This window comes from Streptomyces sp. 4N509B, from assembly GCF_052245655.1.
GTDB lineage: Bacteria > Actinomycetota > Actinomycetes > Streptomycetales > Streptomycetaceae > Streptomyces.
Map to the genome: position 1 here is coordinate 156,461 of NZ_JBQQBZ010000001.1, position 18,512 is coordinate 174,972.

Here is an 18,512-nt window from a genome sequence, read left to right on the forward strand (position 1 = left end):
CCGACACCCGCGGACCCGACACCCGCGGAGCCGACACCCACGGAGCCGACACCCACGGAGGCCACGGCGACGGCCACGACCTCAGCCCTCGTCCGGGCCGCTGCCACCGTTCTCCTTCGGCTCACTCTCGCCCTCGGCCGTCCTCGCCTCCCGCGCGTGCTGCTCCTCACCGGGCTCCTTCTCACCCTCGGCGGCCTCGGAACCCTCGGCCTCCTCGGCGCGCTGGGCGCCCGGCTGCGGCTCGGCGACCCCGACCCGGGCCGGACGGATCGTCCGGTCCCCGATTCGGTACCCGGGCTGGAGGATCTGCACGCACGTCGTCTCGGTGACATCCGGCGAGTAGCTGTGCATCAGGGCCTCGTGGATCGTCGGGTCGAAGGGCTCGCCCTCCTTGCCGAACTGCATCAGGCCCATCTTCGCCGCCACCGTCTCCAGCGACTCGGCGACCTGCTTGAAGCCACCGACGAGCTCCCCGTGGTCCCGGGCGCGGCCGATGTCGTCGAGCACCGGCAGCAGCTCGGTCAGGAGGTTGGCCACGGCCACCTCCCGCACGGCGACCCGGTCCCGCTCGACCCGGCGGCGGTAGTTCTGGAACTCCGCCTGGAGGCGTTGCAGGTCCTGGGTGCGCTCGTTCAGCGCGGTGCGGGTCTGGTCCAGCTGGGCGGTGAGGGCCACCTGCTGGACGTCGCCGGAGGCGCCGGACGGGCCGTTCTCGCCCGCCCCGGCACCACCACCGCCACCGCTCCCGGAGCCGGCGCCCGAGGTGCCACCCCCGGCCGCCGCGCCGTCGGCCGCCGGGGTCTCCCCGGCGGTCTCGGCCGGCGCGTCGGGGCTGGCGGCCTCGGCGTCGGGGCCCTCGGGCTTCTTGTCAAAGCCCTGCGGGTCCTGGGTCACGCGGCACCACCCTTCGGCTTCTCCTCGTCCACGATCTCGGCGTCCACGACGTCCTCGTCAGCCGACGAGGAGCCCGCGCCGCCCGGGGCACCGCCCTGGCCGCCGGCCGCCTGCGCGCCCTGGGCGTCGGCGTACATGGCCTGCCCGAGCTTCTGGCTGGTGGCGGCGACCTTCTCCGACGCCTCGCGGATGGCGGCGGTGTCCTCGCCCTTCAGCGTCTCCTTCAGCTCGGCCACGGCGGCCTCGACCTCGGTCTTCACCTCGCCGGGGACCTTCTCGGAGTTCTCCTTGAGGAAGTTCTCCGTGGTGTAGACGAGCTGCTCCGCCTGGTTGCGCGTCTCGGCGGCCTCGCGACGCCGACGGTCGTCCTCGGCGTACTGCTCGGCGTCCCGCATCATCCGCTCGATGTCGTCCTTCGGCAGGGCGGAGCCGCCGGTCACGGTCATCCGCTGCTCCTTGCCCGTGCCCAGGTCCTTGGCGGAGACGTGCATGATGCCGTTGGCGTCGATGTCGAAGGTGACCTCGATCTGCGGCACGCCGCGCGGGGCGGGGGGCAGACCGGTCAGCTCGAACATGCCGAGCTTCTTGTTGTACGCCGCGATCTCGCGCTCGCCCTGGTAGACCTGGATCTGCACCGACGGCTGGTTGTCCTCGGCCGTGGTGAAGATCTCGGAGCGCTTGGTCGGGATCGTGGTGTTCCGCTCGATGAGCTTGGTCATGATGCCGCCCTTGGTCTCGATACCGAGGGACAGCGGGGTGACGTCCAGCAGCAGGACGTCCTTGACCTCACCCTTCAGCACGCCGGCCTGGAGGCTGGCGCCGATGGCGACGACCTCGTCCGGGTTGACGCCCTTGTTGGCCTCCTTGCCGCCGGTGAGGCTCTTCACCAGGTCGGCGACGGCGGGCATGCGGGTGGAGCCACCGACGAGCACCACGTGGTCGATCTCGGACAGCTGGATGCCGGCGTCCTTGATCACGTTGTGGAACGGGGTCTTGCAGCGCTCCAGCAGGTCGGACGTGAGCTGCTGGAACTGCGCCCGGGTCAGCTTCTCGTCCATGTGGAGCGGGCCCTCGGCCGAGGCCGTGATGTAGGGCAGGTTGATCGTGGTCTCCGTGGAGGAGGACAGCTCGATCTTCGCCTTCTCGGCGGACTCGCGCAGGCGCTGGAGCGCCATCTTGTCCTTGGACAGGTCCACGCCGTGGGCGTTGTGGAACTGCTTGACCAGGTGGTCGACGATGCGCTGGTCCCAGTCGTCGCCGCCGAGGTGGTTGTCACCGTTGGTCGCCTTGACCTCGACCACGCCGTCGCCGATCTCCAGCAGCGAGACGTCGAAGGTGCCACCGCCGAGGTCGAAGACCAGGATCGTCTGGTCCTCCTTCTCCAGCCCGTACGCCAGGGCGGCGGCGGTCGGCTCGTTGACGATGCGCAGGACGTTCAGGCCCGCGATCTCGCCGGCCTCCTTGGTGGCCTGGCGCTCGTGGTCGTTGAAGTACGCCGGAACGGTGATCACCGCGTCGGTGACCTTCTCACCCAGGTACGACTCGGCGTCCCGCTTCAGCTTCTGCAGGATGAACGCGCTGATCTGCTGGGGGTTGAAGTCCTTGTCGTCGATCTTGATCTTCCAGTCGGTGCCCATGTGGCGCTTGACCGACCGGATGGTCCGCTCGACGTTGGTGACGGCCTGGCGCTTGGCGACCTCGCCGACCAGCACCTCGCCGTTCTTCGCGAAGGCCACAACGGACGGCGTGGTCCTGGCGCCCTCGGCGTTGGTGATGACGGTGGGCTCACCGCCTTCGAGAACACTGACGACGGAGTTCGTCGTGCCCAGGTCGATGCCGACCGCACGTGCCATGTCGATTTCCTCCTTGCCCGGGGCGAACCCGTGCCTGCTTGAGTGAGACAGGCTCAAGAGTGCATGAGCAAGGATGCTGAGTCAAATGACCTGAGCCGAGGGGACTCAACACTTGTCCGCCTCCACCGCTCAGCCCGCTCCAACGGCCAGCTCACGGCCGGCGCGCCGCCAGCGCGCCCCCCGGTCCCGGCCCGGCCCCGGCCGTTCGCCGGCGCCCTCGACGCCGGCCGCGGCCGCCACGGCGCACGACCCGGCACACCCCGCAGCCACGGCCCGCTCAGGCGCCCGGCGCGGCCTCGGGGAGGATCGCGAGGAGCGTCACGTCGTCGGCGAGCTTCGGAGCGAAGGCCGACAGCTCCCGCCCCACGGACGCCACCAGCGCCGCCGGCTCGGGCGGCCGCGGCGGCCCCGACCACGCGGCGGCCGGCGCGCCGGCGGCGGAGCCGGAGCCGGAGCGCGGACCCGCCCGCCGGCCCGGCCACCGGTCGGACGGCCACCGTCCGTACCCGGCGCCGGGGCGCGAGGCGGCCGTCGCCTCGCCCTCCCACGGTCGGGCGGCCAGCCGCTCCAGAAGCGGGAAGAACGCGCCGTTGCTGTCGCGCGCCTCGGTCACGCCGTCGGTGTACGCCAACAGAACGTCGCCCGGACGCAACGGCGCCGCCATCGCCGATAGTGCCACGCCGGGCGACACCACTCCGAGCGGCGGCGCGGGCGGCGGCGCGAGCTCCCGCGTCCGCCCGTCGCTGAGCAGCAGCGGCGGCGGGTGCCCCAGGCTCGCCACCCGCACCGCGCGGCCGTCCCGCGCGACCTCCAGCAGCACCGCCGTGGCGAACAACTCCGTGTCGACCTCCTCACCCCGCGAGCGATTCCGTCGCGCGTCCACCGCCAGCCGCCGCATCAGCCGCCCCGCCACGCCGCCGAGGTCGGGCTCGTCGAGCACCGCCTCCCGGAACGCGCCGAGCAGCGAGGCCACCGTCCCCACCGCCTCGACCCCGTGCCCGCGGACGTCGCCGACGAGCACCCGCACCCCGTGCGGCCCGTCCCGCACGTCGTACAGGTCGCCGCCGACCAGCGCCGGCCGCAACGCCGGCCGGTACAGCGCGGCGCAGCGCACCGCCCCCGGCCCCGAGCCGACGCGGGGCGGCAGCGGCGGCAGCACGGCCCGCTGCGCGGCCTCGGCGACGCTGCGGAAGACCACCAGGTTCCGCGTGTACCGCGACCGGAACCACGCCACCACCACGCCGAACGACGACATCACCGCCACCGCCGCCAGGTCCCCGCCGCTGACGTGGGGCTCCGTGGTCGGCTGCGAGAGCGCCACCAGCACGGCGGCACCGAACAGCGCCGTCACGAGCGGGCCGTAGAGGAGCCCCGCCATCGGCGGCAGGGCGGCGAGCAGGGTGGCCACCTGGAGCCACCGTGGGGCCACCGGCGTCAGCGCGCCGACGACGACGAAGAGGGCCACGGGCACGACCCGCAGCCAGCGCGGCAGCAGGGGTCCACCCACCGCGCCGATCCAGGCAGCCCTGGCCGCTCTGGTCGCCTCGTCCACCCCGGACGCGTCGTCCCCGGTCACATCGCTCCCGGTCGCGTCGCCGCCTGCCCCGGTGCCGCCGGCCGCGTCACCGCTGGCCGGGTCGCCGCCGGCCGCGTCGCCGCCGGCCGCGTCGTCTCGTCGGCCGCGCGAGCGCGGGACACGCGAGCGCCGGCCGCCCGAGCGCCGGCCCTGCGGTCACCAGCCATGCGGTCACCGGCCTCGTCGGCGCCCCTGTCGACGCCCCTGTCGGCGCCCGCCGCGCCGATCACGGGGCGGCGCGGGCGCGCAGCCGGGCCGTCAGCGACCGGATCTCCGGCAACGCCGAGGTCAGCCCCTCCCCGGGACAGTGGGTGTAGTAGATGTCGCGGTGGCCGGTGATGACGTCGATCTCGGTCTGGGAGCCCTCGGGAACGCGGCTGGCGTCGTTGGTGGAGACCAGCCGCACGCTCTCGCGCGGGTCGGTGCCCGGCCGCAGCTTCCACGCCGCGATCTTCGCGATGGCCTCCAGCACGGGCCCCGGCACGGTGCCGGCGTACGGGAAGTCGCCGAGCGCCGCGATGCCGACGCTGTCGTGGTTGAAGCCGGTGGTGTGGGCTCCCAGCACGAAGCGGTCGATGCCGCCCGCGCGCCCCTCGTAGATGGTGCCGCACTTGTCGACCACGAAGTTGTACCCGAGGTCGTCCCAGCCCAGGCGCAGCACGTGGTCGGCCTGCATCGCCCGCAGCATGGAGGGGACCTCGGCGCAGTCGTAGTCGTCGGGGTGGCCGGTGTGGTGGACGAAGACCGCCCTGGCCGCCCCCGTGTACGTCACCGGCTCGCCGAGCAACGCGTCGTCCGCCCCCCACTCCACGCGGCTGACGACCGTCGGGCGCGCCGCGGCGGCCCGCGCGCCGGCCGCCTGCTCGCCGGCCCGTCCGCCGGCGGCTCCGACGTCGCCGGAGCCCGCCCCGGGGGTGGGCGCGTCGCGGCCGAGACCCGACAGTCCCCCCTCCCAGGTCACCAACAGCGCCAACGGCAGCACCGCCGCCACCACCCCCCACACGAACCACCTGCGTAGACCGGACACGGCGCTCCCGTCAGGAGATGATCTTGATCGCGCTCGACCAGTTGAGGCCCAGCGGCTCCTGGATGGTGATGTTCAGCAGCCCGAGCCCCTCCAGCTCGCGCGCCCGCCGCAGCGGCCCGACGTCCAACGGCCGCAGGTCGCCCGAGGAGGCGAGCTCGGCGACGGTCAGCTTCGCCTCGGCGTCGTCCCCCGCGATCAGCACGTCCAGCGGCTGGCCGGCGACCCGGCCGGTCAGCAGGGTGCCCGCGAGGGTCGTGTTGAACGCCTTCACCACGGGCGCGCCCGGGGCCGCCTCGGCGGCGATCAGCTCGGCGGCCGAGGTGCCCGGGGGCACGGTGAGGGAGTCGAGGGTGGAGAAGTCGACGGGGTTGGAGATGTCGACCAGGACGGACCCGGTCAGCGCGGTGCCGTAGTCGGCGACGACCTCCACCCCGGCGGGGTGGGGCAGCGCCAGCACGACCACGTCGGCGTCCTCGACGCCGATCGCGTCGGACGCCTCCACCTCTCCCGGCTCGCCGGGGGAGGCGCGCCGCAGTTCGTCGGCGAGGTCGACGGCCTTCTTGTGGCTCCGGTCGATCAGCCGGACGGTGTGCCCGCCCGCCAGGGAACGGGTCGCGATGCCGCGGGCCATCCTGCCCGCGCCGATGATGGAGACCAGCATGTCTCCATGCGAGCACGCCCCTGACCAGGGCGCATCTCAACGGCGACCGGGCGGTGGGCGGCCGGGTGACGGCCGGTTGGGCACCGGCCGTCGCGCGCTCAGCCGCGGAGCAGCTCGACGAGGACCGCGACGTGGCTGTGCTCGGGCTCGCGGGCGGCGGTGAGCAGGGTCAACGCCCCGGCGCGGGCCCGTTCGCGCAGCTCGTCGAGGGCCCGCGCCCCCGGCCCGTCCCGCGCCGCCAGCTCCGCCTCGTACCGGCCGCGGAACTCCTCCCAGACCCGCCGTTCCCCCGCCTCCGAGCCCTCGTGGCCCGTCCCGACGCGAGCCTCGTCACGCGCCTCGTGGAACCAGCGGCGCAGCTCGGTCGAGGGCGCCACCTCCTTGGGCCAGTCGTCGACCCGGGCCTCCTCGCGCCGCAGCCCGCGCGGCCAGAGCCGGTCGACGAGCACCCGCGCGCCGTCGTCGGGCGACGGCTCCTCGTACACCCGCCGGACGCGGACCTCACCGGACCGCCGCGAGCCGCCGCGCCCGCCGCCGGACCGCCCACCGCCGGACCGTCCACCGCCGGACCGCCCACCGCCGGACCGCCCGGCCGTCACGTGGCGCTCCCGGCGGGCAGCCGGCGGTCCTCGCGGAGCGCGGCGAAGAGTCTGTCGGCGGCCGGCTGGTCGAACGCCAGCCGGTCGGGCAGCTCGGGGTGGGGCCGCGTCGGCACCGTGTGGAAGCTGAGGCCGTCCCTGGGCACCGCGCGGATGTCCCTGACCAGCTGGTAGAGGCTGCCGAGCGAGTCCAGCCCGGGGTCGGCGGTGATGGCGGAGGTCAGCGCGTCGAGCACCGGGTAGAGCCGGGTGGGGCTGGTGGCGAGGTCCTGCTCGCGCGCCGTCTCGTAGAGCAGCCGCAGGAAGTCCTGCTGCCGCGCCATCCGGTTGAGGTCGCTGCCGTCCCCGACGTACACGCGGGCCCGCACGTACGCCAGGGCCTCCTCGCCGTCCAGCAGGTGGCGGCCGGCCGACAGCTCGTGGCCGACGTTCGGGTCGTACTCGTCCTCCTCCAGGACGACCTCGACGCCGCCGAGGGCGTCGACCGCGCGGGCGAAGTCCTCGAAGCCGACGACGAGGTGGTGGTCGACGCGGACGCCGGAGAAGTTCTCGAACGCCCGGATCGTGCAGGCCGCGCCGCCGTACTGGTACGCCCAGTTGAACTGCGCGCGGGTCGGCGTCGCCTCGCTCGGCTCGCCGTCCCAGCCCTCACAGGCCGGGATGTCGACGATCAGGTCACGCGGCACGCCCACCACCTCCGCGCGCCTGCCGTCGGCGGAGAGGTGGAGCAGCAGCACCGTGTCGGAACGGGCGCTGTCGGGGGTGGAGCCCCGGTCGGAGCCGATGACCATGATGGTTCTGCCACCGGCGCCGCCCGTCACGGGCCGCGCGCCGGCGTGCCGTTCGAGTGACTCGGCGGTGGCGTGGTCGGTGCGGATGTTGTTGTCGAGCTTCTGGTACACGAGGAGCGCGACGCCCGCGACGACCGCGAGCAGCACGCCGAAGGCCAGCAGCGTCCACCACAGCACCCGCTGCCCGCGCGTCATCCCGCGCATGCCGCCTACCCCTTCCGCCGTCGTTCCCGCCGTCCGTCGCGCCGCGTCGGCCCGCTCACGCAGCGTAGGACATCAGATACGCATTCCGGATGATTGCCGCACTCTCCCGCCAGGCGGCCCACTGATCGGAGGAGGTCGGCGAGACTGGACCCAAGAAGTTACTAGCAAGTACGATCAGTCTCCGGACCACCCCGCTGGGCTATCGTGCTCATCGCCGTACCGGAGGTTCAGGGAGCAACCATGCAACTCGTCGCGATCGTCGTCTCGCTCGTCCTGACCGTGGTCGCCGTCGCGCTCTTCGGCCGGGCCGTGGCCGAGATCTTCCGCCGCCTGCGCCTGGGCCAGCCCGTTCCCTCCGGCACCCGCACCGACTCCCCCGCCCAGCGCACCCGCACCCTCGCCCGCGAGTTCCTCGGCCACACCCGCATGAACCGCTGGCCGCTGGTGGGAGTCGCGCACTGGTTCGTCGCCATCGGCTTCCTGACCCTCGGCCTCACCATCGTCCAGGCCTTCGGCCAGCTCTTCGCCGCCGACTGGACCCTCCCCCTGCTCGGCGGCTTCGTCCCCTACGAGCTCTTCGTCGAGCTGATCGCCGCCCTGACCACCCTCGGCATCCTCACCCTCATCGGGATCCGGCTGGCCAGCCTCCCCTCCCGCGCCGGCCGCAAGTCCCGTTTCGCCGGCTCCACCGCCTGGCAGGCGTACTTCGTCGAGTACGTCATCCTCGTCATCGGCGTCTGCATCCTCGTGCTGCGCGGTCTGGAGGGCGCCCTCCACCACGTCGACGACTACGGCCTCGGCCACCTCGTGACGTACCCGCTCGTCGCCGCGTTCGACGGCCTGTCCACCGACACCCTCCAGAACCTGGTCTACCTCGTCGCCCTCATCAAGCTCGGCACGACGATGACCTGGGCCATCACCGTCGCCCTCAACGTCGACATGGGCGTCGCCTGGCACCGCTTCCTCGCCTTCCCCAACATCTGGTTCAAGCGCAACGCCGACGGCGCCCCGGCCCTCGGCGCGCTCCAGCCGATGACCTCGGGCGGCAAGCCGATCGACTTCGAGGACCCGGACGAGGACGACCAGTTCGGCGTCTCCCGGATCGAGCACTTCTCGTGGAAGGGCCTGCTGGACTTCTCCACCTGCACCGAGTGCGGGCGCTGCCAGTCGCAGTGCCCGGCCTGGAACACGGGCAAGCCGCTCTCCCCCAAGCTCCTCATCACCTCGCTGCGCGACCACGCCCACGCCACCGCCCCCTACCTCCTGGCGGCGGCGGGCGCGGACGGCGCCGCGGCCGGGTCGGCCGCCACCGCCGTCACCGAGCGCCCCCTCGTCGGCACCGCCGAGGAGAACGGCGTCATCGACCCCGACGTGCTCTGGTCCTGCACCACCTGCGGCGCCTGCGTCGAGCAGTGCCCCGTCGACATCGAGCACGTCGACCACATCGTCGACATGCGCCGTTACCAGGTGATGATCGAGTCGTCCTTCCCCAGCGAGGCCGGCACGATGCTGAAGAACCTCGAACGCAAGGGCAACCCCTGGGGCCTGGCCAAGAAGAAGCGGCTGGAGTGGACCAAGGAGGTCGACTTCGAGGTGCCCGTCGTCGGCCAGGACGTCGAGAACCTCTCCGAGGTCGAGTACCTCTACTGGGTGGGCTGCGCCGGCGCCCTGGAGGACCGTGCCCGCAAGACCACCCTCGCCTTCGCCGAACTGCTGCACACGGCGGGCGTCCGCTTCGCGATCCTCGGCGGCGACGAGACCTGCACGGGCGACTCCGCCCGGCGCCTGGGCAACGAGTTCCTCTTCCAGCAGCTCGGCGAGGAGAACGTCGCCACCCTCAACGAGGCCGGCGCCACCCGCATCGTGGCCACCTGCCCCCACTGCTTCAACACCCTCGCCAACGAGTACCCGCAGCTCGGCGGCAGGTACGAGGTGGTCCACCACACCCAGCTGCTCCAGCAGCTCGTCGACGACGGCAAGCTCGTCCCCGTCACCCCCGTCGAGGGCCTCATCACCTACCACGACCCGTGCTACCTCGGCCGCCACAACCGCGTCTACACCCCGCCGCGCGAGATCATCGCCCGCGTCCCCGGGCTGCGCAACGAGGAGATGCACCGCCACAAGGAGCGCGGCTTCTGCTGCGGCGCCGGCGGCGCCCGCATGTGGATGGAGGAGCGCATCGGCAAGCGCGTCAACGACGAGCGCGTCGACGAGGCCCTCTCCCTCAACCCCGACATCCTCTCCACCGCCTGCCCCTTCTGCCAGATCATGCTCAGTGACTCCGTCAACGCGAAGGCAGCGGCGGGCGGCGGCGAGGCCGGCGGCGGCGAGGGGACGCGTCAGGTCCGTGTCGTGGATGTGGCCCAACTCCTTCTCGACTCGGTCAGGACGAAGGACGAGCCGGAGCAGGAGACGGTACGTTCGTAGGCGTGGCCGGTTACAGAAACGAAGATCCGTACGCACAGCAGCCGTACGGTCCGCACCAGGGACAGCACCCGCAGCAGCCGTACCCGCAGCCGCAGCCGCACCCCGGAGGGCCGCACGGCGGTCAGCCGTACGGCACGTACGGCCCGCACGGCGACGACCCGTACGGCGCGGACCCGTACGGGGACGGCGACGCCGGCCAGCCGTCGCCCCCGCCGCCGCCCCGGCTGACCTGGCGCGAGCTGCTCACCGGCATCGTCATGCGGCCGAGCACCACGTTCTGGCAGATGCGCGACTACAGCATGTGGGGCCCCGCGCTCGTCGTCACCTTCCTCTACGGCCTCGTCGCCGTCTTCGGCCTCGACAGCGCCCGCGAGTCCGTCCTGGACACCACCACCTCCGCCCTCGTGCCCGCCCTGCTGGTCACGGGCGTGGCGATGGTGCTCGGCGCGCTCCTCCTCGGCACCGTCACGCACAACCTCGCCCGCCAGTTCGGCGGCAACGGCCTGTGGGCCCCCACCACCGGCCTCGCCATGCTGATCATGACCCTGACGGACGTGCCGCGCCTGGCCGTGGCGCTCTTCCTCGGCGGAGCCGACCCCGTCGTGCAGGTGCTGGGCTGGGCCACCTGGCTCTTCGCCGGCCTGCTGCTCACGATGATGGTCAGCCGCTCCCACGAGATCGCCTGGCCACGGGCCCTGGCCGCCTCCAGCCTCCAGCTGCTGGCCATCCTCGCCCTGGTCAAGCTCGGCACCCTCTGAGCCCCGCTGCGGGCCAGGGCCCTGACCCGCAGCCCTGGGAAGTCGACGCCCACCACGTCGTCCACCCGCCCCACCGCCTCCTGCCGAAGCGCGTCACGTGCTCCCCCCTGATCCGACGAGGCGCCTCGGGGATCCGTCGCGGGCCGGGAGAGCCGGGGAGGGTAGCCTCGGCGGCGTGCTTCTCTCAGACAAGGACATCCGGACAGAGATCGACGCCGGACGCGTGCGGATCGACCCGTTCGACCCGTCGATGGTGCAGCCCTCCAGCATCGACGTCCGCCTCGACCGCTACTTCCGGGTGTTCGAGAACCACCGCTACCCGCACATCGACCCCTCCGTCGAGCAGCCCGACCTGACCCGCATGATCGAACCGCCGGGCGACGAGCCGTTCATCCTCCACCCGGGCGAGTTCGTGCTGGCCTCCAGCTACGAGGTGGTCACCCTCCCCGAGGACATCGCCTCCCGCCTGGAGGGCAAGAGCTCCCTGGGCCGCCTCGGCCTCCTCACCCACTCCACGGCGGGCTTCATCGACCCGGGCTTCTCGGGCCACGTCACGCTGGAGCTCTCCAACGTCGCCACGCTGCCGATCAAGCTCTGGCCGGGCATGAAGATCGGGCAGCTGTGCATGTTCCGCCTCACGTCCCCGGCGGAACGCCCGTACGGCACCAGCGGCGTCGGCTCCCGCTACCAGGACCAACGCGGCCCGACCCCGTCCCGCTCCTACCTGAACTTCCACCGCACCCGCGTCTGATGCGGTAAGGTGACCCCGACGAGTCCGGCCCGCCCACCAGCGGCCGGCCGCCAGGCGGGCGTAGTTTAATGGCAGAACATGAGCTTCCCAAGCTCAGAGCGCGGGTTCGATTCCCGTCGCCCGCTCCATAAGTAAAGGCCCAGGCCAGGGACAGGATCCCCAGCCTGGGCCGTTGTGTTGTCCAGACCGACTCCACACCCGCGTGCCCGGTCCGTGCCCGATCCGTCGCCGTGCATCTCGTTCGCCGCCTCTCGACCGGCTACCCCCAGGTGCCCAGCTCTCCGGCTCGCTGCTGGCTGGCTGTCAGCCTGTTTCGAAGATGCTGTGCTCGTCGAAGTCCGAGGCGTGCCGTGCGACAACGCGGTAGTCGGCGTCGTCGTGCAGGACCACCAGGCCATGGTGTGCCGCAGTCGCGGCGATCATCAGGTCCACTGTCGAGGCACTGCGATGCTCACCGGCTTGGGCCATGCGGTGCTGCACCGCGCCGATCCAACGCCCCGCGTTCTTCGGCACCGACACGTCAGGGTAGAGATCCGTGAACATCTCCGCGATCTCGTCGTACTCGCGCAAGCTCCGCGCGCTGTACAAGAACTCAGTGCGGCCCGGGTAGCACGAGGCAACGGTGCCAGCGTCGATCGCGTCATACCAGGCCGACTGCAGCTTCGGCTCCCGGAGCAACCGGATCAGACCCGAGGTGTCGAGCAGGTACATCATCGACGACGCTTCTCCTCCTCGTGCAACGCCTCGGCATCATCGACAGCCCCCCACGCGCGCGCGCGCTCGAAGTGCCGAGTGATGCGGGCCGCGCGTTCCTGTTGCTCGGCGTAGAAGTGAAGGGCGAGATTGACCGCTTCCTTCTTCGTTCTCACCTTGGAGAGCGCCATGGCCCGCTGCAGAGCGTCGTCATCGATGTCGATCTGTGTCACAGACATGACGCACCTCCTGGATGTTGGTTATGTACATAGCAGTGTACGTCACCCACATACGCCCAGCGGAAGAGGGAACCACTCCGGGCATCACCGACAGTGCGCGACCGTGCCAGATCTGTGCCAGAACGGTCGGAGAAACGCGATCACCGCGGGTACGCGCAGGAGCGGGGCGTCGCCACGTCGGTGCGAGCGACGTCGCCGTGTTCGATCGCCGAAACCCGCGGGGCGGAGACACCCATGGCCTCGGCGACCGCCCGACAGGGAGCCCTCTCACACGGGCCTCCCCCTCCACACAACCCACAGCCCCTGTGGCGGCATCAGTAACTGTAGGAGGCTCCGTCGCCTGACGTGCCCGTGATCAGTGGAGTGTGGATGTCGAACGTGACCGTAGCGCGGGTCGAGGATCGAGACCTGCGGGCCGGACGCCTGCGGTGGGCGATCGGAGCCTCGGCTCTGGCGCTCGTCTGGACTGCGGTGTCGGCGGTACCGGCTTCGGGCGCGGCAGCGCCGAAGGTCGATCCGTACAGCTGGACCGAGACGTCGATCGGTCAGCCCGGCCTCATGATCGAGGACGTCGACGCCGCCGACGGTGCCGCCTGGGCCGTCGGGTCCGAGTACGGCGAGCGGCTGGTGGCGCTGCGACGTGACGGCGACGCCTGGATCGACGCGACGCCGGACGTCCCGGGAGTCAACCTCGTGGAGGTGGCTGTCGCCGCCGCCGACGACGTCTGGGCGGTCGGCTGGGACGGTTCGGCCGACGCGGGCACGACCAGTCCACTGGTGGTGCACTGGGACGGCACGACGTGGGCGGAGATCCCGCGTCCGGCTGAGATCGGCGCGTTCGACGACGTCGTCGTGGACGCCGAGGGCACCGTCTGGGTGACCGGCTGGGCTCGGATCGGCTCCGCCGAAACCGCTGTCGTGTACCAGTACGCCGACGGCGAGTGGACCGAGTACGCCGACGGTCTCCAGAACGCGATCAACGGCAACAGCCTGACGGTGCTGGCTCCCGACGACGCGTGGCTGGCGCTCAACCCCGGCCTGGCACATTTCGACGGCACGTCCTGGACCATGGTCGAGGAGTTCCCCGCTGACGGGTCACAGATCCTGAGCGGCGTCGCCGCTGTCGACGCCACCGACGTCTGGGCGGCGGGTCTTCGCTACACCGGGGGCGCGATCCAGCCGATCGCCTGGCACTACGACGGCTCGGAGTGGAGCGAGGTGCAGACGCCGAACGTCTCGGCACAGGTCTACGACGTGACGATCGTCGACGGGCAGCCCGTCGTCGTCGGCGAGGAGCTCGATCGTGACTGGGCCTCGACCCCCCTGGTGCTCACGACCAGGCCCGGCGCCGAGGATCCACGCCTGGTCCAGGTCGCGAGTCCGACCACGAACGCCGTCGTGTTGACCAGTGCGGACGCCGACGCCGGACGGCTCTGGGTGGCCGGCGGAGACATCGACGTGTTCACCGGCTTCGCCGCCTACGCGGAGCTTCCATGAACTGAGGGGGAACCGCCGACCGATCGGTGGGGTCGCTGATCGGTCCGGCGGTTCGCCCGTCATGGCCTGCACCGTGAGTCCGGGCCGCACGCCGTGGTCGGTGTGCATGACCGCCTCCACCCAACCCACCCCCGCGACGAGTTGGGTTCCCGGCGCCCGCTTCCGGGAGGCGTCCCGTTTCCGGCCCACGTCCGGCACGGCTCCATGCGCGCGGCGGCACACCTCGCCGGCCTGTCAGCTTTGTGTGTGGGTCCTGTGACGGCTCACGTGGGCGTCCCCGCACGGGTCGGCGGCGAACGGCCGGGAGACCGGACAGCGGGCGGCCGAAGGCGGGTAATCCCCTACTGACCAGTCCGAACTACTCCCCAGTCCGTCTCGACGTCCCGGCGCCGGGAAAGGTAGCGTCGAACGACATGTGGACATGCCAGAACAGCCGGTCGGCGGAGGCGAGCGGTGAGTGAGCCTGACCCGAGGTTACGGTTCGCGCTCCTGGGGCCGGTCCGAGCCTGGCGGGGGGAGCCCGACGGGGAGCACGGGGAGCTGGCCCTGGGGTCCCCTCAGCAGCGGGCCGTTCTGGCGACGCTGCTGTTGCGGCGCAAGCGTCATGTGACCGTCGGCGAGCTGGTCGACGCCGTCTGGGGCGAGGAGCCGCCGTCGGGAGCACGGACCGTGCTGCGCACCTACGTGTCCCGGCTGCGCAAGGTGTTGGAGCCCGGGCGGGCCGCGGGCGAGGATCCCCGGGTGATCGTCTCGGTCGCCGACGGCTACGCGGTCCACGTCGCCGACGACGCCCTGGACGTGGTCGTGTTCGAGCGGCGGGTGGCGGAGGCGATGCGGCTGCGCGACACGGACGACCTCGTCAGGGTCGGCGGCCTGCTGCACGCCGCGCTCGCGCTCTGCGAGGGGACGCCGCTGGCCGGCATTCCCGGCCCGCTGGCCGAGAACGAACGGACCCGGCTGGTCGAGCAGCGGTTGAACGCGCTGGAGCTGCGCCTGGACGTCGACATCCGACTGGGGCACCACGTCGAGGTGGTCGGCGAGCTGGCCTCGTTGACCAGCGAACATCCGCTGCGCGAGGAGCTGTGCCGGCTGTTGATGCTGGCGCTGTACCGGTCCGGGCGGCAGGCCGAGGCGTTGGACGTCTACCGGCGGACGCGCCGCACCCTGGTGGCCGAGCTCGGCATCGAGCCCGGCCCGCCGCTGCGGGAGCTGCACGCCCGGATACTGGCCGCCGACCCGTCGCTGCACCCGCCCGCGTCGGGCCGGGAGCGGCCCGCCACGGACCCGACGCCCCTGACGGCCGGTTCGGCGCCCGCCGCGCCCGCCGCACCCGCCTGGGCGTCACCGGCGCCGGCGGCGCCCACCGGGCGGCCAGAGCCGGCCACACCCCCGGCGGCCGCCCAAGCCCCGGCCCCGGCCCCGGCTCCTGCCCTGACCCGCCCCGCCCAACTCCCCGCCGACCTGGCGGTCTTCACCGGCCGGCGCGCCGAGCTCGCCGAGGCCCACGCGTTGCTGCCCGACGACACGGACGCGCCCGCCACCGTGCTGATCACCGCGATCGGCGGCATGGCCGGCATCGGCAAGACCGCCCTGGCGGTGCACTGGGCCCGCCAGATCGCCCACCGCTTCCCCGACGGCCAGCTCTTCGTGAACCTGCGCGGCTTCGACCCCACCGGCTCGGCCGTGCCGGTCGAGGACGCCGTCCACTCCTTCCTCGGCGCCCTCGGCGTCTCCCCGCAGGAGATGCCGGCCACCCTCGACGCCAAGGTGGCGCTCTACCGGAGCCTGCTCGCCGACCGGCGGGTTCTGATCCTCCTCGACAACGCCCGCGACACCGAGCAGGTGCGCCCCCTGCTGCCCGGCTCCCCCGGCTGCATGGCCATCGTCACCAGCCGCAACCAGCTCACCAGCCTGATCGCCAACGAGGGCGCGCGCTCGTTGACGCTGAACCCGATGACCCTCACCGAGGCGCGTGACTTCCTGGTCCGCCGGCTCGGCGCCGAGCGGCTGGTGACGGAGCCGGCGGCGGCGGACGAGATCATCGCGCGGTGCGCCCGGTTACCGCTGGCGTTGGCCATCATCACCGCACGCCTCACCACGCACCCGCACTTCCCGCTCTCCGCGATCGTCGCGGAGCTCGCCGAGAGCCACGGCAGCCTCGACGTGTTCGCCGGAGGAGACATGACCTCCGACGTGCGGGCGGTGTTCTCGCTCTCCCACCAGGCCCTGTCCGCCCCGGCGGCGCGGCTGTTGCGGCTGCTCGGCCTGCATCCGGGGCCCGACTTCTCCGCTCCCGTCGCGGCCAGCCTCGCGGGGCTGCCGGTCCGGCAGGCCAGGACCCTGCTGGCCGAGCTGACGAGCGCCAACCTGCTCAGCGAGTACTTCCCCGGCCGTTACACCTTCCACGACCTGCTGCGGACGTACGCCACCGAGCTGGCCGAGTCCGAGGAGTCGCCGGAGGACCGGGAGGCGGCCGTCGAGCGGCTGCTCGTCTGGTATCTGCACACGGCGGACGAGGCCGGCGCGCGCATCACCCCGTCGCGTCAGCGCCTCCCCCTGGGCCCGCCTCCCGACGCGTTGCGCCCCCTGACGTTCGCCACCCACCACGAGGCGCTCGCCTGGTGCGAGGCCGAGCGGATCAGCCTGGTGGCCGCCGTCCATCTCGCCGCGGCACGGGCGCACACCGGGACCGCCTGGCGGCTGAGCTCCGCCCTGTGGGGCTTCCTCTACCTGCGCAGCCACCTCCACGACTGGCTCGACGTCGCCCGGACGTCGCTGACGGCCACGCGGGTCGCCGGCGACCCGCTCGGGGAGGCCGAGTCGCTGCTGCTCGTGGCCACGGCCCTGTCGGAGCTCGGCCGGTTCGACGAGGCCATCGACCACTACGAGCAGGCGCTGCCGCTCTACGAGGCGCTCGGGAACAAGCAGGGCCTGTCGAAGACGCTGGGGAACCTCGGCGACGCCCACCTGCGGGCCGGCCGGTACGAGATGTCCAGGCGGTACACCGTCCGGTCGCTGGAGGCCGACCGCGCGTCGGGCAACGTCTGGGGCGAGAGCATCGCCCTGAACAACCTGGGCGAGGCCTACATCGGGCTCGGCCGCCTCGACGACGCCGTCGAGGCGCTGCGGGAGGGGCTGGTCGTCCAGCGCTCCACGGGGAACCGCTGGCTGGAGGGTGTCACGCTGGCACACCTCGGTCTGGCCCACCACCGGCTCCACCGGCACACCGAGGCCCTTGCCTGCTACCACCAGGCGCTGGAGATCCACCGCGAGCTCGGGAACCGCCTGGGCGAGGCCCACACGCTCGACACCCTCGCCGAGGTCCAGCTGGACGTCGGCGACCGGGAGGCGGCCCGCGCCAGCTGGCGGGCGGCGCTCGAACTGCTCCAGCGCTCGGACCATCACGAGGCCGAGGTGATCCGGGGTCGTCTCGGCGAGTTGGAGGACCCCGAGCACGCCCGGTCCCGTTGACCGGCGGGCGGCTGGTCGCCGCCCGTGCGGACGCCGCGGTGAGCGGACGTCACGGGCGGCACGCGCGCCATGGGTGACACGTGCGGCGCGTGCGTCACGCCGCGTCCCCGGCCGTCGCGCCTCGACGAACGGCGGCGTCGTCGAAGGCGCCGTCGTAGCCGTCGTCGAAGCCGCCCGTCGTAGCCGTCGCCGCCGTCGTAGCCGTCGGAGCATCGATACGACGTCCGCCCCCTCTCCGAACTGAACTGGTTGGACGGTGCGCCCGTGCGCTCTCCAGGCGTGACGTATCCGTCGGACAGCCCTCACGGATCGTCGCCGGAAGTGGTTCACCCGCCACGGGAGAGACAACGGAGAGGATGGGCGTGCTGCCATGAGCGACAACCACGGAGGGGCCTCGGGCGACGCGCCCCCCGCCGCCGCGGAGCCCCACCAGGCTGCCGGCGAGGGTGGCGCGCCGAAGGTGCCGACGGAGTTCCACACCACCGTGGCCCACGCCAACCAGGCCATCGCCGACCAGGACTGGGAACGCGCCGCGGTGCTCACCCTCCGCCTGACCCGGCACGCCGCCCGCGCCTACGGCGACGAGCACCCCTACACCCTGGAGTCCCGCAGCCTCCAGGCGTACGTCGCCTACCTGGGTGGCGACCACCTGAGCTCCAGCCAGACGTTCCTGGACATCGCCCGGATCCGCCACGAGCAGGGCGACCCCCGCGCCCACGAGGATCTGACGCGCGCGGTCGACGCCTGGTGGACGCGGGGCTACCCGCCGTCGGTCGTCGCCCGCCACGGGCGGGCGTTGCTCGACCTCTGGTGCGACCTGGTGACGGCGGACGGCTCGGCGGCGGCCGACCTGACCCTGCCACACCGGATCAGGCAGCGGCTGCGGGCCTTCACCGACGAGTGCCCCTGAGCTGCCGGCCCTCCGTATACGCAGCTCAGGCCCCGGATTCGGCCCTCACGGCGCGGCCGCGTCAAACCAGGGTCAATCGCTCGTCAACACCGTGTGGAACGCCGCTCGCGAGACTCCCGACCAAGCGCGGGGCCGGCGCTCGCCGGTCCGGACGCGAGCCC

Annotated in this window: 14 protein-coding genes, 1 tRNA gene and 1 pseudogene; 7 read left to right on the forward strand and 9 right to left on the reverse strand. The window is 72.6% G+C overall.

Features of this window, described 5'->3' with window-relative positions:
- Nucleotides 1-81: 81 nt before the first annotated feature.
- The 7 genes and pseudogenes from grpE to ACTWP5_RS00715 form a co-directional block, all read right to left on the reverse strand.
- Nucleotides 82-894, reverse strand: coding sequence for a nucleotide exchange factor GrpE (grpE, locus tag ACTWP5_RS00685; RefSeq protein ID WP_443218640.1), 813 nt, complete (start codon nucleotides 892-894; stop codon nucleotides 82-84).
- Entirely contained in the window at nucleotides 891-2,747 is a 1,857-nt protein-coding gene (dnaK, locus tag ACTWP5_RS00690; RefSeq protein ID WP_443218641.1) for a molecular chaperone DnaK, read from the reverse strand. Before dnaK ends, grpE begins: the two co-directional genes overlap by 4 nt.
- Before the next feature lie 277 nt (nucleotides 2,748-3,024).
- On the reverse strand, nucleotides 3,025-4,323 hold the full coding sequence (locus ACTWP5_RS00695) for a PP2C family protein-serine/threonine phosphatase (protein WP_443218642.1): 1,299 nt from the start codon (nucleotides 4,321-4,323) through the stop codon (nucleotides 3,025-3,027).
- 226 nt (nucleotides 4,324-4,549) lie between these two features.
- A complete protein-coding gene (locus ACTWP5_RS00700; protein WP_443218643.1) occupies nucleotides 4,550-5,350 on the reverse strand; it encodes a peptidoglycan recognition protein family protein in 801 nt (266 codons plus the stop codon).
- 10 nt (nucleotides 5,351-5,360) lie between these two features.
- The gene (locus ACTWP5_RS00705) at nucleotides 5,361-6,011 is read right to left on the reverse strand and encodes an NADPH-dependent F420 reductase (protein WP_443218644.1); all 651 of its coding nucleotides are present in this window, start codon (nucleotides 6,009-6,011) and stop codon (nucleotides 5,361-5,363) included.
- Between the two features lie 98 nt (nucleotides 6,012-6,109).
- A pseudogene (locus tag ACTWP5_RS00710) lies at nucleotides 6,110-6,511 on the reverse strand (DUF488 domain-containing protein); the annotation flags it as partial.
- Between the two features lie 95 nt (nucleotides 6,512-6,606).
- Nucleotides 6,607-7,605 carry an LCP family protein gene (locus tag ACTWP5_RS00715; protein WP_443218645.1) on the reverse strand — a complete coding sequence of 333 codons (999 nt, stop codon included), beginning with the start codon at nucleotides 7,603-7,605 and terminating at the stop codon, nucleotides 6,607-6,609.
- A gap of 240 nt (nucleotides 7,606-7,845) precedes the next feature.
- Here ACTWP5_RS00715 and ACTWP5_RS00720 point away from each other — a divergent pair, with 240 nt between their 5' ends.
- The 4 genes from ACTWP5_RS00720 (at nucleotide 7,846) to ACTWP5_RS00735 (ending at nucleotide 11,669) form a co-directional block, all read left to right on the forward strand.
- Nucleotides 7,846-10,032 carry a heterodisulfide reductase-related iron-sulfur binding cluster gene (locus tag ACTWP5_RS00720; protein ID WP_443218646.1) on the forward strand — a complete coding sequence of 729 codons (2,187 nt, stop codon included), beginning with the start codon at nucleotides 7,846-7,848 and terminating at the stop codon, nucleotides 10,030-10,032.
- Nucleotides 10,033-10,034: 2 nt separating this feature from the next.
- Nucleotides 10,035-10,790, forward strand: coding sequence for a Yip1 family protein (locus ACTWP5_RS00725; RefSeq protein WP_443218647.1), 756 nt, complete (start codon nucleotides 10,035-10,037; stop codon nucleotides 10,788-10,790).
- 175 nt (nucleotides 10,791-10,965) lie between these two features.
- Nucleotides 10,966-11,541 carry a dCTP deaminase gene (dcd, locus tag ACTWP5_RS00730; RefSeq protein ID WP_443218648.1) on the forward strand — a complete coding sequence of 192 codons (576 nt, stop codon included), beginning with the start codon at nucleotides 10,966-10,968 and terminating at the stop codon, nucleotides 11,539-11,541.
- A gap of 54 nt (nucleotides 11,542-11,595) precedes the next feature.
- Nucleotides 11,596-11,669, forward strand: a tRNA-Gly gene (locus tag ACTWP5_RS00735).
- 175 nt (nucleotides 11,670-11,844) lie between these two features.
- Here ACTWP5_RS00735 and ACTWP5_RS00740 read toward each other — a convergent pair.
- Entirely contained in the window at nucleotides 11,845-12,255 is a 411-nt protein-coding gene (locus tag ACTWP5_RS00740) for a PIN domain-containing protein (protein WP_443218649.1), read from the reverse strand.
- Nucleotides 12,252-12,473 (reverse strand): type II toxin-antitoxin system VapB family antitoxin, encoded by a 222-nt coding sequence (locus tag ACTWP5_RS00745; protein ID WP_443218650.1) that lies wholly within the window; start codon nucleotides 12,471-12,473, stop codon nucleotides 12,252-12,254. Before ACTWP5_RS00745 ends, ACTWP5_RS00740 begins: the two co-directional genes overlap by 4 nt.
- A 369-nt stretch (nucleotides 12,474-12,842) precedes the next feature.
- Between ACTWP5_RS00745 and ACTWP5_RS00750 the strand changes: the two genes are divergently transcribed.
- From ACTWP5_RS00750 to ACTWP5_RS00760, 3 genes are all read left to right on the forward strand, one after another.
- Complete coding sequence (locus ACTWP5_RS00750; protein WP_443218651.1) at nucleotides 12,843-13,970, forward strand: hypothetical protein; 1,128 nt, start codon at nucleotides 12,843-12,845, stop codon at nucleotides 13,968-13,970.
- 453 nt (nucleotides 13,971-14,423) lie between these two features.
- On the forward strand, nucleotides 14,424-17,441 hold the full coding sequence (locus tag ACTWP5_RS00755) for an AfsR/SARP family transcriptional regulator (RefSeq protein WP_443218652.1): 3,018 nt from the start codon (nucleotides 14,424-14,426) through the stop codon (nucleotides 17,439-17,441).
- Nucleotides 17,442-17,811: 370 nt separating this feature from the next.
- A complete protein-coding gene (locus ACTWP5_RS00760) occupies nucleotides 17,812-18,351 on the forward strand; it encodes a hypothetical protein (protein ID WP_443218653.1) in 540 nt (179 codons plus the stop codon).
- Nucleotides 18,352-18,512: the final 161 nt, after the last annotated feature.

Coding starts and splice junctions, on each gene's coding strand:
- dnaK (WP_443218641.1), bottom strand. CDS start 2,747: ATGGCACGTGCGGTCGGCATCGACCTGGGCACGACGAACTCCGTCGTC.
- ACTWP5_RS00705 (WP_443218644.1), bottom strand. CDS start 6,011: ATGCTGGTCTCCATCATCGGCGCGGGCAGGATGGCCCGCGGCATCGCG.
- ACTWP5_RS00715 (WP_443218645.1), bottom strand. CDS start 7,605: ATGCGCGGGATGACGCGCGGGCAGCGGGTGCTGTGGTGGACGCTGCTG.
- ACTWP5_RS00720 (WP_443218646.1), top strand. CDS start 7,846: ATGCAACTCGTCGCGATCGTCGTCTCGCTCGTCCTGACCGTGGTCGCC.
- ACTWP5_RS00740 (WP_443218649.1), bottom strand. CDS start 12,255: ATGATGTACCTGCTCGACACCTCGGGTCTGATCCGGTTGCTCCGGGAG.
- ACTWP5_RS00745 (WP_443218650.1), bottom strand. CDS start 12,473: ATGTCTGTGACACAGATCGACATCGATGACGACGCTCTGCAGCGGGCC.
- ACTWP5_RS00750 (WP_443218651.1), top strand. CDS start 12,843: ATGTCGAACGTGACCGTAGCGCGGGTCGAGGATCGAGACCTGCGGGCC.
- ACTWP5_RS00760 (WP_443218653.1), top strand. CDS start 17,812: ATGAGCGACAACCACGGAGGGGCCTCGGGCGACGCGCCCCCCGCCGCC.